Annotated in this window: 15 protein-coding genes; 13 read left to right on the forward strand and 2 right to left on the reverse strand. The window is 68.8% G+C overall.

The window, feature by feature from the left end:
• Positions 1 to 117: 117 nt before the first annotated feature.
• Genes KZC50_RS06645 through KZC50_RS06675 form a run of 7 tightly spaced genes read left to right on the forward strand, consistent with a single transcriptional unit; the run spans position 118 to position 7262 of the window.
• Positions 118 to 1131 carry an autoinducer 2 ABC transporter substrate-binding protein gene (locus tag KZC50_RS06645; protein WP_310891096.1) on the forward strand — a complete coding sequence of 338 codons (1014 nt, stop codon included), beginning with the start codon at positions 118 to 120 and terminating at the stop codon, positions 1129 to 1131.
• Entirely contained in the window at positions 1131 to 2639 is a 1509-nt protein-coding gene (locus KZC50_RS06650; RefSeq protein ID WP_310891097.1) for a sugar ABC transporter ATP-binding protein, read from the forward strand. Before KZC50_RS06645 ends, KZC50_RS06650 begins: the two co-directional genes overlap by 1 nt.
• Positions 2636 to 3709 (forward strand): ABC transporter permease, encoded by a 1074-nt coding sequence (locus KZC50_RS06655; RefSeq protein ID WP_310891098.1) that lies wholly within the window; start codon positions 2636 to 2638, stop codon positions 3707 to 3709. The genes KZC50_RS06650 and KZC50_RS06655 overlap by 4 nt, the downstream gene beginning before the upstream one ends.
• The gene (locus KZC50_RS06660) at positions 3706 to 4791 is read left to right on the forward strand and encodes an ABC transporter permease (protein ID WP_310891099.1); all 1086 of its coding nucleotides are present in this window, start codon (positions 3706 to 3708) and stop codon (positions 4789 to 4791) included. Before KZC50_RS06655 ends, KZC50_RS06660 begins: the two co-directional genes overlap by 4 nt.
• Positions 4784 to 5806: a Gfo/Idh/MocA family protein gene (locus KZC50_RS06665; protein WP_310891100.1), complete on the forward strand. Its 1023-nt coding sequence runs from the start codon at positions 4784 to 4786 to the stop codon at positions 5804 to 5806. The genes KZC50_RS06660 and KZC50_RS06665 overlap by 8 nt, the downstream gene beginning before the upstream one ends.
• 32 nt (positions 5807 to 5838) lie before the next feature.
• Complete coding sequence (locus tag KZC50_RS06670; protein WP_310891101.1) at positions 5839 to 6360, forward strand: VOC family protein; 522 nt, start codon at positions 5839 to 5841, stop codon at positions 6358 to 6360.
• Positions 6357 to 7262 (forward strand): PfkB family carbohydrate kinase, encoded by a 906-nt coding sequence (locus tag KZC50_RS06675; RefSeq protein ID WP_310891102.1) that lies wholly within the window; start codon positions 6357 to 6359, stop codon positions 7260 to 7262. Before KZC50_RS06670 ends, KZC50_RS06675 begins: the two co-directional genes overlap by 4 nt.
• On the opposite strand, the gene KZC50_RS06680 is transcribed toward KZC50_RS06675, so the two are convergent.
• Together KZC50_RS06680 and KZC50_RS06685 are read right to left on the reverse strand one after the other, a co-directional pair.
• Complete coding sequence (locus KZC50_RS06680; RefSeq protein ID WP_310891103.1) at positions 7263 to 7883, reverse strand: beta/alpha barrel domain-containing protein; 621 nt, start codon at positions 7881 to 7883, stop codon at positions 7263 to 7265.
• Entirely contained in the window at positions 7880 to 8866 is a 987-nt protein-coding gene (locus KZC50_RS06685) for a sugar-binding transcriptional regulator (RefSeq protein ID WP_310891104.1), read from the reverse strand. Before KZC50_RS06685 ends, KZC50_RS06680 begins: the two co-directional genes overlap by 4 nt.
• 155 nt (positions 8867 to 9021) lie before the next feature.
• On the opposite strand from KZC50_RS06685, the gene KZC50_RS06690 reads away from it, so the two are divergent.
• The 6 genes from KZC50_RS06690 (at position 9022) to KZC50_RS06715 (ending at position 15504) form a co-directional block, all read left to right on the forward strand.
• Positions 9022 to 10062 carry an ABC transporter permease gene (locus tag KZC50_RS06690; protein WP_310891105.1) on the forward strand — a complete coding sequence of 347 codons (1041 nt, stop codon included), beginning with the start codon at positions 9022 to 9024 and terminating at the stop codon, positions 10060 to 10062.
• Between the two features lie 75 nt (positions 10063 to 10137).
• Positions 10138 to 11136, forward strand: coding sequence for a substrate-binding domain-containing protein (locus KZC50_RS06695; protein ID WP_310891106.1), 999 nt, complete (start codon positions 10138 to 10140; stop codon positions 11134 to 11136).
• A 1-nt stretch (position 11137) separates the two neighbouring features.
• Complete coding sequence (locus tag KZC50_RS06700) at positions 11138 to 12688, forward strand: sugar ABC transporter ATP-binding protein (protein ID WP_310891107.1); 1551 nt, start codon at positions 11138 to 11140, stop codon at positions 12686 to 12688.
• Between the two features lie 15 nt (positions 12689 to 12703).
• Positions 12704 to 13342, forward strand: a complete 639-nt coding sequence (locus KZC50_RS06705) for a KpsF/GutQ family sugar-phosphate isomerase (RefSeq protein ID WP_310891108.1) — start codon at positions 12704 to 12706, stop codon at positions 13340 to 13342.
• 19 nt (positions 13343 to 13361) lie between these two features.
• Entirely contained in the window at positions 13362 to 14882 is a 1521-nt protein-coding gene (gene xylB, locus KZC50_RS06710; RefSeq protein ID WP_310891109.1) for a xylulokinase, read from the forward strand.
• The gene (locus KZC50_RS06715; protein WP_310891110.1) at positions 14863 to 15504 is read left to right on the forward strand and encodes a transaldolase family protein; all 642 of its coding nucleotides are present in this window, start codon (positions 14863 to 14865) and stop codon (positions 15502 to 15504) included. The genes xylB and KZC50_RS06715 overlap by 20 nt, the downstream gene beginning before the upstream one ends.
• Positions 15505 to 15607 lie beyond the last annotated feature (103 nt).

Consider the following 15607-nt stretch of genomic DNA (forward strand, 5'->3'; position numbering starts at 1 on the left):
CGTTGCGGTCGCTTGACACGAACACAACTCGCCTCTAAGTTCATGTTCAGCACCTCGGATACTAGTTCGAAATACTGAACAATGCAACTCGGAACAACGACGTTCGAAAGGAACATCATGAAGCGCGCACGCATCGCCACAGCCGCCGTCGCCGTCACGGCCCTCGCCGCCCTCACCGCCTGCAGCTCGCAGGGCGCCGGTGGCTCGGCCGGATCGGACGGGGAGTACGTGACCGTCGTGAAACTGCAGGGCATCAGCTGGTTCGACCGCATGGGCCAGGGACTCGACGAAGCGGCTGACGATCTCGGGCTGCAGTCCTCGATGGTCGGCCCCGACGACGCGAGCCCCGAGAAGCAGGTCAAGATCATTCAGGACCTCATCGCGCGACAGCCCGCCGCGATCGCCGTCGTGCCGCTTTCGCCGCAGTCGATCGAGGGAGTGCTCGGTCAGGCCAAGGCCGCCGGCATCAAGGTCGTCACGCACGAGGCGCCGGGGCAGGCGAACGCGGATGTCGACATCGAGGCGTTCGACAACGCCGCGTACGGCGAGCACATGATGCAGAACCTGGCCGACTGCATGGGCGGCGAGGGGCAGTACGTCACGTTCGTCGGTTCGCTGACCGCGGCCAGCCACATGGAGTGGGCGCAGGCCGAGCTCGACTATGCCGCCGAGAACTACCCGGGCATCACACGCGTGGCCGATCCGATCGAGACCACAGAAGATCTCACGACCACCTACGACCGCGCGAAGGAGATCCTCGCCAAGTACCCCGACATCAAGGGATTCCTCGGCTCCGCCGCATCCGACGTCGCCGGCATCGGTCGCGCGATCGAAGAAGCGGGCCTGGAAGACGACGTGTGCGTCATGGGAACGAGCATCCCCTCCACCGCGGGCAAGTACCTCGAGTCGGGCGCCGTCGACAAGTTCTTCTTCTGGGACCCCGCTATCACCGGACGCGTGCTGCTCACAGTCTCGGAGATGCTGGTGAACGGCGAGGAGATCACGGTCGGAACCGATCTCGGCATCGAGGGCTACGAAGACCTGCAGGCCGTGGAAGGCGCCGAGAACTCGTTCCACGGCAACGCGTGGATCGACGTCGACTCGACGAACGTCGCGGACTACGACTTCTGATGAGCGGTTCCAGCACGGCGGGCACCGAACCGCTCCTGGTCGCCCGCGACATCCGCAAGCAGTACGGCGGCGTGATCGCCCTCGACGGCGTCAGCCTGACCCTGCACGCCGGCGAGGTGCACTGCCTCGCGGGAGAGAACGGCTCTGGCAAGAGCACGCTCATCAAGATCATGAGCGGCGTCGAGGTGCAGTCGGCCGGCACCATCACGGTCGACGGCCGACCCCGCGCGGCGCAGAACCCCCGCGACGCGATGCAGGAGGGAATCGACGTCATCTTCCAGGATCTCGCCCTCTTCCCTAACCTCACGGTCGCCGAGAACATCGCGATCACGAGCGTGCTCGCGCGACGCAAGCGCACCGTGTCGTTGTCGGCCATGCGCACACGGGCCGCGGCGATCGTGTCGGAACTCGGGATCGATCTCGACATCGACGCGTATGTCGAAGACCTCACGATCGCCGACCGCCAGCTCACCGCGATCTGCCGGTCGCTCGCCAAGCGCGCACGCGTGATCTTCATGGACGAGCCGACGACCGCGCTCACCCGGCGCGAGGTCGACAACCTGCTCGTCGTCGTCGAGCGCCTGCGCGCCGGCGGCGCCGCGATCGTCTTCGTCAGCCACAAGCTCGACGAGGTGCTCGCAGTGTCGCAGCGCGTCACTGTGCTGCGCAACGGATCGCTCGTCGCCGAGGGAGACGCGGCGGATTTCACCCCGGAATCCATCTCGCGGGCGATGACCGGGCGCGACCTCGCCGAGCTGACCCCCACCGACACGGTGCGCAGCGAGGGTCGTCCGGCGCTGAGCGTGCAGGCGCTCACCCTCGGCGGCGCATTCGAGGCAATCGACCTGGACGTGCACCCGGGTGAGATCCTCGGCCTCACCGGTCTGCTCGGCTCGGGGCGCACCGAGATCGCGGAAGCGATCATGGGCCTCGCCCCCGCCGACTCGGGGACCGTCACCGTCGGTGCGCGGACCCAGGCGGTGCGCAGCATCCGCGACGCCCTCGATCTCGGCCTCGGCTATGTGCCGGGCGACCGGCTGTCGCAGGGCCTGTTCATCGAGCGCTCGATCAGCGACAACATGATCGTCGGCACGATCGCCGAGCAGACCAAGGCGGGCTTCATCAGCCGCCAGAAGGTAGACCGCGAGGTCTCCGAGGGCATCGCCGGACTCACCATCAAAGCCGCATCCGCCCAGGCTCCCGTCTCCAGCCTGTCGGGCGGTAACCAGCAGCGCGTCGTGCTCGCCCGCGAGCTCGCCCGCCGTCCCGTCGTGCTGCTGCTGAACAGCCCGACTGTCGGGGTCGACGTGGGATCGAAGGAGGGCATCCTCGAGGCGTTGCAGGCGCGAGCGGCCGAGGGCATGGCGATCGTCATCATCTCCGACGACGTATCGGAGCTCGTGTCGGTGTGCCATCGGGTCGTGTTCATCAAGCGCGGCCGTGTCGGCAGATCCCTCACCGGGTCGGCCATCACCGTCGACGACATCACGAAGGAGCTGGCGGCATGACGCACGCGACCCTGGCGCCTCCCCGGCGCTCCACCGGACCGCTCGATCGCCTGCGCCGCCTGCGCGGGGCGAACAACGAGGGGGTACTGGGCATCGTCATCGTCGTGCTCGCCCTCGTCGTGGGCTTCATCGCCCCCTCGTTCTGGTCGGCGACGACGTTCGTCAACCTCGCCGGCACGACAATGGGCACCTTGCTGTTCGCCCTGGGGGTGCTTCTCGTCCTGATCTCGGGCGGGATCGACGTCTCGTTCTTGGCGATCGGCATCTTCGCGGCCTACTCCACGATGCAGGCGGTGACGGCGACCGGCCTCGGCTCCGCCCCCGTTATCGTGCCGTTCGTCGTCGCCGGCGCGATCGGCCTCGGACTCGGCCTGCTCAACGCGCTCGCCGTGGTGGGGCTGCGCATCCCGACGCTCATCGCCACGCTCGGCACCCAAGGCATCATCCGCGGCGTGCTCATCACCTACGTCGGATCGCGCGTCCTGAGCGAGCTCCCCGCGACCACCGGCGATCTGTCGACGAGCTACCTCCTCGTCGTGGGCGGCTCGAGCAACACCCCGCTCAGTGCGCTGTTCGTGCCCGTCGTCGTCATCGCCGCGCTCATCGCCGTGGTGCTGCGGTACACGACCTTCGGTCGCGGGATCTACGCGATCGGCGGGCACGCGGAGTTCGCCCGGCGGGCCGGCTACCCCGTCGCTCGCATCCAGGTCGGCGTCTACGCGCTCGCCGGAGTGCTCGCGGGCGTCGGCGGTCTGGTGCACATCATCCTGGTGCGCGAGGCCGACCCCTACGCCCTCGTCGGCGGCGAACTCGACGTCATCGCCGCCGTCGTCCTCGGCGGCGCCTCGATCTTCGGCGGACGCGGGTCGGTGCTGGGCACCGTGCTCGGCGTTGTGCTGGTGTCGCTCATCAACAACTCGCTCGTACTGCTGGGAGTGCCGAGCTTCTGGCAGCGTGCCGCCGTCGGCGCGATGCTCCTCATCGGCGTCACGGCTCAGGCCTGGCGGGGCCGCCGCGCCAGGCGCCCGCTCGACGCACCCGAACCCGCGACGGCCGGAGGTGCCGCATGACGACGACCACTCTCGCCCAGGCGAACGCACGCCCCGTGCGCCGGCGCTTCGGAGACCGGGGGCTCATCGGGCTCATCGCCTTCGCCGTGGCGGTCGCGCTGCTCTTCTCGATGCTCACACCGCGGTTCGCGGGCATCGTGAACGTGCAGTCGATGGCCTTCCAAGTCGCCGAGATCGGGCTCTTCAGCCTCGTCATCGCGATCTCGATGTACACCGCGGGCATCGACCTGTCGATCGTGTCGGTGGGCAACCTCTCGGCGCTCGTGACCGCCCAGCTGTTCGTGGCGACCGGTGCCGCGAACGCCGATGCGGCCTCGGCGGCGGGGCTCACGGTCGTGTGCGCCGCGGCGGGGCTGCTCACGGGAGCGGTCTGCGGTGCGATCAACGGCCTCATCATCACGAAGCTCCGGGTCAGTCCGATCCTCGCCACGCTCGGCACGATGACCTTGTTCAACGGCCTGGCCGTCGGGTGGACGAGCGGCGAATCGGTCTACGGGATGCCGGCGTCGTTCCTCGCGCTGGGCACCCAGTATCTCCTCGGCATCCCGCTGCCGTTCGTCGTCTTCGTCGTGGTCGCCGTGGTGATCGCGGTGGTCATGGCGCTGCGCCCGCTCGGATTCCGCATCTACGTGCTGGGATCCAACGCCGAGGCCGCACGGTTCGCGGGGGTACCCACAGATCGCGTGCTGCTGGCCACCTACACCCTGTGCGGCGTGATCTCCGCGATCGCCGGTCTCGTGATCGCCGCGCGGTCGGCGAGCGCGAGTCCCGACTACGGATCGTCGTACCTGCTGCTCGCGATCGTGATCGCGGTGCTCGGCGGCACCAACCCGAACGGCGGACACGGCACGATCGTCGGTGTCGTCGTCGCGGCGATCACCCTCCAGATGGTGTCGAGCGGTTTCAACCTGCTCGGCCTTAGCCAGTTCACCTACCAGATCGTGCAGGGCGTGATCCTCATCGCGGTCATGGGCCTCGGCTTCTTCCTTCGCGGATGGGATCTGCGCCGCCTGCTCGATCGTCCGAGGCGCGCCTCCGCGCAGTCCTCGACCACCTCTCAGAAGGAGACCACCCATGGTTGACCAACCTGTCCGATGGGGCGTGCTCGGCGTCGCCGGCATCAACGAGGCCACGCTCCCCGGCATCCTGCGTGCCCCCGGGGCGGAGCTGCTCGGCATCGCGAGCCGTCGCGCCGGCGTGGCCGAGCAGGACGCGGCGCGCTGGGGTGCACCCCGCTCGTACGCCTCGTACGACGCCATCCTTGCCGACCCCGACATCGAGGCCGTCTACATCCCGCTTCCCAACTCGGCGCACGCGGAGTGGACGATCAAGGCGCTGCGGGCGGGCAAGCACGTGCTGTGCGAGAAACCGATCGCGCTGAGTTCGTCCGATGTGGCCGAGATCCAGAAGGCGGCGGATGACGCGGGCCGCCTGGTCATGGAGGCCTTCATGTACCGTTTCGCGCCGCGCTGGAACCGTGCGATCGATCTCGTGCGCGAGGGTGCCGTGGGCGAACCTCGCGTGGCACGCGTCGGACTCGGCTTCAAGCAGTTCTACGACGGGTACAACATCCGCTTCGACCCGAAGGTCGGCGGCGGCGTCGTCTGGGACATGGGCTGCTACGCCATTGACATGAGTCGCGAGTTGTTCGGCGAGGAGCCGGTGCGCATCGTCGGTACGGGATGGAAGCGGCCCGGTGAGCATGTCGAGACCTCGGCGGAGGCGCTGCTCTCTTTCTCCGGCGGACGCACCGCGGCGCTGCACGTGTCGTTCGACTATGTGAACCCCATGAGCCAGGTCGAGCTCGTCGGCACCGACGGCTGGATCTCTCTGCCGGGCACCGGGATGCGCGGTGAGCCGTACACGCGCCTGCTGTCGCACCGCTTCGGCGACGAGATCTTCCTCGACGACGTCGAGCCGCAGGTCGAGACCTTCGAATACGCGGACACGTACGCCGGGGAGATCCAGAACCTCAGCGAAGCGATTCGCACGGGCGTCCCGCTCAGGCGCAGCCTGAGCGACTCGCACGCCACCACGCGCGTCGTGGAGGCGTGGCTCGCCTCCATCGAGACCGGCGCCCCCGTCGAACTCGACTGACCGACAAAACCCATCTTGCAGAGAGGCACATCATGAGGAACTACAAGCAGATCGCGCTCGTCGTCAAAGACGTCTACAAGGCGATGGACGAATGGTCGGCGCTGCTCGGCATCGGCCCCTGGGACGTGCGTCACTTCACGCAGGAGACCGTCCGCGACTTCCGCTACATGGGCGAGCCGGTCACCGAGCCGTTCGACTTCATCTGCGCCGTGTGCTGGAGCGGGCCGATGGAGTTCGAGCTCATCCAGCCCATCGCCGGACCGAACATCTACTGGAAACACCTCGAGGAATACGGCGAGGGACTGCACCACATCAAGGACGTGATGCCCGACGAAGACATTCCGGCCGTGGTCAAGCACTTCGAAGACGCCGGGTACCCCGTCGTACAGACGGGTTGGATCGATCAGGACGTGCACTACTACTTCGACACGAAAGACGCGCTCGGCCTCGTGTACGAGATCGGCAACGGCGGGCCCATCGCTCCGGCGCGCGAGGTGTACGGCGACGTGAGCCGCCACGTTGCTCCCGCGACGGCGGAGTCCACGTCCGAGTGAGCATCCTCGTCATAGGGGAGGCGCTGATCGATCTCACCATCGACGAGCGCTCGGCGCCTCCCCGGCGCGACAGCCATGTCGGAGGGTCTCCCGCGAACGTCGCGCTGGGACTCGGACGCCTCGGCGACGCGGTTGAACTGCTCACGGCGCTGGCCGAGGATGACGGAGGCCGGCGCATCGCCGCGCACCTCGCATCGGCGGGCGTCATCGTCCGACCCGAATCGTGGGCCCTCGACGCGACGGCGACGGCGCGGGCCCGCCTGAACGCCGACGGGAGCGCCGACTACGACTTCGACATCCGGTGGGTGCTGCCGCCGGATGCCGCACTCGGCTCGCCCTCGCTGGTGCACACCGGATCGATCGCCACGTATCTCGAGCCCGGCTGCGAAACCTCGCTCGCGTTGATACGAGCGGCCCGTCGACGCGGCGCGCTCGTGACATTCGACCCGAACGTCCGGCCGGGACTCATCGACGATGCCGACGCGGCGCGCGCCCGCATTCTGGCCGTCGCTGCCCAGTGCGATGTGCTCAAGCTGTCGGACGAGGACGCGCAATGGCTCTTCCCCGGTGGCGACGCCATCGAGCGGCTGCTCGCCGCAGGGCCGTGGCTCGTCGTGGTCACCGCCGGTTCGCGGGGTTCGACGCTCGCGATCGCCGAGGAGCGGATCGCGGTGCCGGCGGCCGCTGCCGACGTGGCCGACACGATCGGCGCCGGCGATTCATACATGGCGATGCTCGTGCACGAGCTCGCGCGGCTCGCCGGACCGGCGGCCGCCCGCGCGCACCTGCGATCTTCGCGCGCGCTCCAAGCGCTCGGATCGCGGTGCGCCGCCGCCGCCGCGATCACCGTCTCGCGCCACGGCGCGAATCCTCCCACCCTCGCCGAGATCGATGACCGCTGACTATGCGTCGACGGCGGTCAAAGCCTCGAGCCAGGCGTGAGGGTCGGTCGCACTCGTCAGCGCTGTCCCGCTGACGATCCAGTTCGCGCCGTGCGACTGAGCGGTCCGGCCGCGCGCGAGGTCGGCGCTCCCGTCGATCCCGCGAAGCGGGTGTCGCGCGACTTCCTCGAGGAGCGGAAGACGGTCTTCGAGGAAGCCCGTTCCCGCGTTTCCGGGTGCGACCGTCATGACCAGCACGGCGAGGTCACCTGCGAGTTCGTCCGGCACGGCGCTACCTGGCGAGACGGCCACCCCGGCGCGCGCACCGGACGCGCGGATACGGTCGACGGCCTCGCGCCAGTGCGGGCTCTCGACATGAACGACCACGAGTTCGGCGAAGGCCGTCCAAGCGTCGAGCTCGTCGCGGGGATCGATGAGCATGAGGTGCGCTTCCGAACGGATGCCGGTGGCCTCCGCGATCTCGCGCGCGGTCTCGGCGGAGAAACCGCCCGCGGGGCCCAGAGTTCCGTCGGCACGGTCCCAATGCCAGACGGTGAGACCGGCTTCGGCGAGGCGGGCGGCCTCGCTGCGCACGGTCTCGGTCGGAACAGACCAGAGCGAGCCCGCGAGGCGCAACGTCATGCGCCGGCCCTCCGCCGCGCCGGCGGGCCGGCAAGGGCGGCCTCGGCGAGGGAATGATCGGTCACGAGGCCCGTGATGAGCCCGGCCCGGGCGACGGCCGCGACGGCTCCCGCCTTGCGGGCTCCGGCCGCGACGGCGAGAACGCGCGGAATCGCGCGCAACTGTGCGGAGGTGACGGCGATCGTCCGGTCGGCGAAATCGTCGGCGACCGCGGTGCCGTCGGCCGATAGCAGCGTCGCCGACACCTCCGCGGCCACACCGCGTTGCACCAGATCATCGCGCTCGGCAGAAGGGAGGAACTCGTAGAGCTGCGAGTCGGGCGGGTTCCATGACCCGACCGAGACCAGCGCGGTCGTCACGTCGGTGAACATCGCGATCGCGCGGGCGATGTCGGGTTGCTGGCGCAGTGAACGGGCGGTCTCGGCGGTCTCGACCACGAGAGGCGCGAAGATCGGATGCGCCGAACCGCCCGAGTTCTGCGCGATCAGGCGCACGAGCTCGACCGGAGACTGCCCGAGGTCGGATCCGGCCGCGCCGGTGAGCTGCACGATCGACATGCGGGGGAGGCGGGGGAGCGCCGTCGTCAGCGCGCTGAGTGTGCGGCCCCACGCCATGCCGAGCACTTCGCCGTCGCGCAGTGTCGAGCTGAGGAATTCGGCGCCGGCTGTCGCGACGCGGTGGCGCACCTGCGCGTCGTCGCCGTTCGCGTGCACGACGACCACCTCGGAGAGCCCCAGGTGCTCGGCGAGCTGCTGGGAGAGGTCCCAATCCAGAGCGCCGTCGTCGTTGAGGGTGATGGTGACCAGCCCTTGAGCGCGTGCGAGCTCGATCATGCGGGCGACCTTGAACCGCGAAATGTCGAGTTCTGCGGCGATCTCGATCTTGCTGCGGTCTTCGAGGTAGAAGCGGCGGGCGACCGCGAGGAGGCGACTGCGTTCCTCGACGGTCAGATCGTCGGACGGGTTCGATCGTGCGCGTGCCAACGGCGGCACCCTTCTTCACTCGGTTGCGGATTTCGCAATGCCAACCTAGTATTGCACATATGGGCGCCATACGTGCTCATATGAGCACAAGAAGCCAATGCCGGTGAGCGGCTGCAAGGAGGCAGAGAACGATGCGACGTCGAGTACCTAATGAGGTGGGAATCGCTGCCGTGCTGGTGCTGGTCGTGCTCGCGTTCAGCCTCCTCTCGCCGAACTTCCGCACGATCGAGAATGCGCAGGTGCTGCTGCTCAACGGCGCAGTGATCGCGTTCCTCGCCCTCGGCCAGACCTTTGTGCTGCTGACCGGTGGCATCGACCTGTCGACGGGATCGAACGTCGCCCTCACCGGGATGGTCGCCGCTCTGTCGATGCAGGCGGGCCTTCCCTGGTGGTCGGCCGTGCTGATCGCCATCGCGATCGGACTGATCGTCGGCGCACTCAACGGTGCGTTCATCTACTACCTGAAGCTGCCGCCGTTCATCGTCACGTTCGCGACGTTCGGCGTCGCCGCCAGCATCCCGCTCATTCTCACCGGCGCAAGCTCGGTCAACGTGGCCGACCCCTTCTTCGCGATCATCGGCCGCGGCTCGATCTTCGGCATTCCGATGCCGGTCATCCTCGTGGCCGTCGCCGCGATCATCTTCGGCTTCGTACTGCGCTTCACCGCGACCGGCGTGCACATCTACGCCGTCGGCGGAAACGCCGAGACCAGCCGTCTCGCCGGTGTGAACAGCGGCCGGGTCATCCTGCTCGCCTATGCGCTGAGTGGTCTGTGCGCGGCGATGGGTGGACTCATCGTGACCAGCCGCCTCATGGTCGGATACCCCAGCGCGGGCTCGGGCAACGAACTGTTCTACTCGATCGCGGCCGCCGTCGTCGGCGGTGTCAGCCTCTTCGGCGGCATCGGCTCGATCGGCGGAGCTCTGCTGGGTGCGGTGCTCATCGCGACCGTGTCGAACGGCATGAACGTGGTCGGCGTGCAGAGTTACTGGCAGCCCCTCGTTATCGGCCTGATCATCCTCGGCGGCGTCATCATCGACACCCACCGCCGCCAGCTCTCGTTCGCCGCTCTCCTCGGCCGGCTGCGGCGCTCGCCGGGACAGGACTCGGGTCCGGCCGGCGGTGCTCCGGCTCTCGCGACGCCATCCGGTACCGCGCCGAGTGCAGCCGCGCAGCCCACGCGTTCAACTCACTGACCGTCTGCGGCGGGGCAGGGCCGACCCGCCGCATCCATCAGAGGCTCATTCGTCATCACCCACCAAGGAGCAATCATGCGACGACGCATCACACTGACCGCCGCGGCAGCCGGCATCCTGCTGCTGCTCACCGGATGTGCCGGTGCCATTGACACCGGTACGGGCACCGCGCCCACCGCCGACGACGGTTCGATCCCCCGCCCCGCCGCGTGCGACGAGGAGACCCCCTACATCGCGGTCGCCCTGCCCAACCTCACCAACCCCTACTACGTCGCCATGAAGCAGGGCTTCGAGCAGCAGGGCGAGGAACAGGGCTTCGAGGTCGAGGTGCAGGTCGCCAACGATGACGACGCCGCGCAGCTGTCGCAGGTGCAGTCGATGCTGCAGAAGCAGCCGTGCGCGCTGGCGCTCAACGCTGTGAAGTCCGAACCGGCGGCGGCGATCGTAAAGGCGGCCAACGACGCCGGCGTGCCGGTGTTCACCGTCAACGTCACGGTCTCGCCCGATGCCCTCGAAGCGCAGGGCGCATCGATCGTGCAGTACCTCGGCGCCGACAACGCCGCGGGCGGTCAGCAGATGGCCGAGCAGGTGCTCGCCGACCTGGGCGCCGACGCCGAACTGAACATCGGCTTCGTCACCGAGCCCGACGAAGTGCCTACCGTCCAGCGCGACGAGGGCTTCGAGGAGGGCATCTCCTCCGATGCCAACGCCACGGTCGTCGCCAAGGTCGACGGCAACGTGAAGCCGGATGACAGCCTCGCCGCGACCACCGAAATGCTCAGCGGCAACCCCGACATCAACGTCATCTTCGCCAGCACCGGCCCCGGTACCTACGGCGCCCTGCAGGGTCTCGAAGGACACCCCGACGTGCAGCTCTACGGCTTCTGCGCCTCGGAGGAGCCGCTCGAAGGACAGTACAAGGGCTGCGTCGCCCAGGAGCCCGAGTCGTACGGTCAGCAGGTCATCGACCAGATCCGTGGCTTCGTCGACGGCGACACTCCTGAAGCGGAGATCCTCCTCCCGCTGAAGCTGTTCGTCACCGGCGAGACCCCCGCACCGGGCGAGGTCGGCTGACATGGCGGCGATGGATGCGGCGACCGGCGCCGCGATGGACGGAGCGGCCGGATCAGGCCTCGAAGTCCGCGATGTCGTCATGAGCTACTCGGGCGTGACGGTGCTGAAAGGCGTGTCCATCGCCGTCCGCCCCGGCGAGGTGATCGGACTGGTCGGCCACAACGGTGCCGGCAAGTCCACCCTCATGCGGGTCATCTCGGGAGCAATCAAGCCCGTCTCGGGTGCCGTGCTCCTCGACGGTGAGCCGAAGACCCTCGGCTCGCCCGTCGACGCGCTGCACGCCGGGATCGCGACGGTCTACCAGGAGCTCTCGCTCCTGCCGAACCTTACCGTCGCGCAGAACGCGTTCCTCGGGCACGAACGCACCAAGGCGGGACTGCTCAGCAAGGACGAGATGCGTGAGCGCACCCGTGCGCTCACCACCGAGTTCGGTCTCGACGTCGACCCCGACGCGAAGGTCGGCAGCTACCCCGTCGCGACCCGCCAACTCCTGGAAATCGCGATCGCCACGCACCGCAACGCCCGGTTCCTCCTGCTCGACGAGCCGACGACGAGCCTCGAAGGAGCCCAGGTCGACCGCTTCCTCGACATCGTGAAATCGCTGTCGAACCGCGGCATCGGCATCATCCTCGTCGACCACAAACTCGAAGAGCTGTACGCCGTCGCCTCCCGTGTCGTCGCCCTCGTCGATGGACACGTGCGCATCGACGCGAAGGTGAGCGAGGTCTCGCGCCAAGAGGTCATCACCGCGATCGCAGGCGAGGAGGCCGCCGAGCTCGTCGACCGCCACGCGCGTCCTCCCCGCGAAGCGACCGAATCCACGCGCCCCGTCACCGTGGCCGTCGACGGGCTCCGCACCGGCGCGCTCACCGACGTGACACTGCGCGCCCATTCCGGACGTGTGCTCGGGATCTACGGCCTCGTCGGATCGGGCCGCACCGAGCTCTTGCGCACCCTCGTCGGCCTCGACCCCGTCAAGGGCGGCAAGATCACCCTGTTCGACAAGCCGTTCACCCCACGCGGACCGCACGACGCCATGAAGGCCGGCGTCGTCTACGTCACCGAGGAGCGCAAGACCGACGGCATCGTGCCGCAGCTCGACTCTTCGCTCAACGCCATGCTGCCGGTGCTGCGCCGCGCGTACCGGTGGGGTCGGCTCGACCGTGCCCGGCTCAAAGGCATCGCGACCGAGTACATGGATCAGCTCAAGGTGAAGGGCGACCGCACCGGCCCGATCGAGCGACTCTCCGGCGGCAACCAGCAGAAAGTGCTGCTCGCCCGCGCCCTCGCTCAGAACCCGAAGGTGCTCCTGCTGGATGAGCCCACCAAGGGCGTCGACCTCGGCGTCAAGGCCGACATCCACCAGATGGTGCGACGCCTCGCCCATGAAGAAGGCCTCACCGTCATCGTCGTCTCCAGCGAGGAGGAAGAGATCTGCGAGGTCTCCGACGACGTCATCGTGATGAGCAACGGCACCGCCGACGGCACCGTACTCGACCCCGACTCCCTGACCCCCGCGTCCCTGCGCCACGCCGCGTGGGACCTCGCCTGAGCGAAAGAACCCCTCATGACCACTGACTCCTCCCTCCTCGACGCCGCCCGCCTCGTCGTCACCAACGAAGGCGCCGCCGTCCTCGCCGTCGCCGATCAGATCGACGACACGTTCACCGAGGTCGTCGAACTGCTCGAGAACTGCCAGGGCAAGGTGTTCGTCACCGGGTCAGGCACCTCCGGCGCCGTCGCCCGCCGCATGGCGCATTTGCTCGCCGTCTGCGGAACGCCGTCCACCTTCATCCACCCCATGGACGCATTGCACGGCACGATGGGCGCGCTCGCCCCCGGCGACGTGCTCATCTCGATCTCGCGCGGTGGCGAGTCGGCCGAGATCAACGACTTCTCCACCCGAGCGCAGCGCCGCTCGGTCAAGGTCGTCGCACTCACCGCCGAGCCGGATTCCGCTCTCGGACGCCTCGCCGACATCACCGTCGTGCTCACCACCGCCGGCGAGGGCGACCCGGGCGGCGTGATCGCGATGGGTAGCACGCTCGTCACCGCCGTGTGGGGCGACGCTCTCGCGAACATCCTCATGCGCCGCCGCGGCTACGGCTGGGACCAGGTCCTCGAGACCCACCCTGCGGGCGCCGTCGGACTCATCACCGATCTGCCCGCACCGCTGGACGGCATCGAATCGCCCGCCTCCGCCTGACACCACGCAGGATAAGAAGATGAGCATCGTCGCGGGCGTGGACAGTTCCACGCAGTCCTGCACTGTGGAGCTCCGCGATGCCGACACTGGCGCACTTCGCGGAACGGGGCGGTCGCCGCACCCCGCCACCTTCCCGCCGCTGAGCGAACAGCACCCGGAAGCCTGGTGGGACGCGTTCGAGATCGCCCTCGGTCGTGCCATCGCCGACGCGCAGATCGGGGCCGCCGACATCGCCGCGATCAGCGTCGCCGCACAATGCCACGGCCTCGTGATGCTCGGCGACGACGACCGTCCCCTCCGCGCGGCGAAGCTCTGGAACGACACCGACTCCGCGCCGCAGGCCGCGCACATGGTGGGCGCCCTGGGCATGGGGGAGTGGGCGAGTGCGGTTGGCTCGGTCCCGACGGCGGCGTTCACGATCAGCAAGCTCGCGTGGGTCGCTGACCACGAGCCGCACCTGCTCGAACGCATGCGCCGCATCCTGGTGCCGCACGACTATCTCACGTACCGGCTGACCGGTCGCGCCGTCACCGACCGATCGGATGCCTCGGGCACCGGCTACTTCGCCGCGCACGAGGGTCGATGGCGCACCGATCTCCTCGACGATTTCGTCGCGCGCGGGCCCGACTGGTCTGCTCTCCTCCCAGAGGTGCTCGGCCCTGACGAGTCTGCGGGCCGCATCCGCGCCTCCGTCGCCGCCGCTCTGGGGCTGCGACCGGACGTCGTCGTCGGACCCGGCGCCGGCGACCAGCATGCCGGCGCACTCGGCGTCGGCATGCGCGAGGGCGACGTGGTCTACAGCCTCGGCACCTCAGGCGTCGTGCTCACCGAATCGGCCCTGCCGGTCTTCGACCCGCGCGGCGACGTCGACGGCGTCGCCGATGCGGCCGGCGGATACCTGCCGCTGGCGTGCACGCTGAACTCCACGAAGGTCACAGATGCCGCCGCCGGTTGGCTCGGGGTGTCGCTCGACGAACTCGCAGCCCTCGCGCTCGCCGCCCCCGATCGCTACGACCGCCCGATCATGCTCGCCTACCTCGACGGGGAACGCACCCCGAACCGGCCCTCAGCGACCGGCGTCCTGGGCGGGCTCACGACCGCGACAACGCGCGGCGACATCGCCCGCGCGGCGTTCGAGGGCGTGCTGTTCGGTCTCGTCGCGGGGCACGACGCGATCCGCGCCGCGGGCGCTCGCGCCGACGGCTCCGTGACGGTCGTCGGCGGCGGCGCGAAGTCGCCCGCGTATCGGCAGTTCCTCGCCGACATCCTGCAGACCCCGGTGCTGACAAAAGACCTCGCCGAGGCAACCGCCCGGGGTGCGTGCATCCAGGCGGCCGCCGTGCTCGCTGGCGGCGTCGTAACCGAGGTGCGCGACGCCTGGGCGCCCGCCACAGCGACCTCGACGTCTCCACGAGGCGACGCTTACGGCGTCGCACGCGAGCGATACCGCAGCCTCGTCGACGGGCCGGGTGTGCCGCGCCCGTCGGCCGAGACGTCCCTCACCGAGCAGAAGGAGCCTCGTGAAGCTGTACGCCGATAGCGCCGACGTCGATTCGGTCACCCGCATCCTCGAAGACGGGCTCATCTCCGGGGTCACGACCAACCCGACGATCCTGCACAAGAGCGGGTACGGCACGCGCGACATCCCCGAATTGCATCGCAGGTTCCTCGCTGCCGGTGCCGAGGAGATCTTCTTCCAGGCAACCGGCGCGACGCGTGAAGAGATGCGAGCCGCGGCGGCCGCGATCCGCAACCTCGGCTCCGAGGTCGTCGTGAAGATCCCGGCGACCGCGATCGGATTCCGCGTCGCCGCGGAGTGCGCGAGGGACGGCATCCCGGTGCTGATGACGGCGGTCTACAGCGTCGCGCAGGCCGTTGCGTCAGCGGCGATCGGTGCGCGCTACATCGCTCCATACTTCGGACGGTTGGGCGATTCCGGCGTGGACGCTCTCGACCTCATCGCGCGCATGCACCGTGCCCTCGAGGGGTCGGACACCCATGCGCTCGTCGCGAGTGTGCGCACACCGGAGGTCGCGTCCGATCTCGCGCTCGCGGGCGTGCGGCACATCACAGCGCACCCCTCGGTTCTCGAGGCGATGCTCGTCGACCCCACAAGCGACGCTGCCGCAGCCGAATTCGAGACCGTCGCGACGACGTCGTAATTGGATGGGGAAGTCCACCATCTCTACGGTCGCTTCGGCGCGCACCGCGCGACGTTACGTAAAGCGATGTCCGAGGTTGGTGGTCTACTGTGAAACTCATCGA

Origin of the sequence: Microbacterium aurantiacum, from assembly GCF_031625015.1 — a bacterium.
GTDB lineage: Bacteria > Actinomycetota > Actinomycetes > Actinomycetales > Microbacteriaceae > Microbacterium > Microbacterium aurantiacum.